Source organism: Metalysinibacillus jejuensis (assembly GCF_003057615.1).
In the GTDB taxonomy this organism is placed as follows: domain Bacteria; phylum Bacillota; class Bacilli; order Bacillales_A; family Planococcaceae; genus Metalysinibacillus; species Metalysinibacillus jejuensis.
The window spans coordinates 1-376 of sequence record NZ_QAFW01000193.1 but is presented as its reverse complement, the minus strand read 5'-3'; the positions used below and the strand labels follow the sequence as shown (position 1 = coordinate 376).

The window sequence follows — 376 nt, the reverse complement described above, 5'->3', positions numbered from 1 at the left end:
ATTTTTTAGTCGAAGGGAACCATTTATCAATTTTCACAAGCTGTTTCCCTTGTTCTTTTAGCTTGTACGATAAGAATGTAGTGAACATGCCCCAACCATTGTCGTGAACGCTTTTACCAAAGTGAAGGGCTTGAGACATTCCTTTCATGTCCAAGTCCTCGATGATAACAGCGTCATAGGTTGTTGCCAATTCTTTTGATTGATGGTGTAGAAAGTTCTTACGTTGATTGGCTGTTTTTTCTTGTAGTTCAGCCACTTTCAAACGTTGTTTTTCCCAACGTGCAGAACCTTTCTTTCTACGAGATAGGATGCGTTGTTCTTTTGCTAATTTGTCTAATGATTGTCGATAAAAACGTGGGTAATTGGCTTTCTCACC

General features: G+C 39.1%; 1 protein-coding gene. It reads right to left on the bottom strand.

Translation table 11 applies throughout. The annotated features are described in order from the left end of the window. On the bottom strand, window positions 1-376 hold a 376-nt coding region (locus DDE80_RS14845; RefSeq protein WP_153060955.1), incomplete at both ends, for an RNA-guided endonuclease InsQ/TnpB family protein.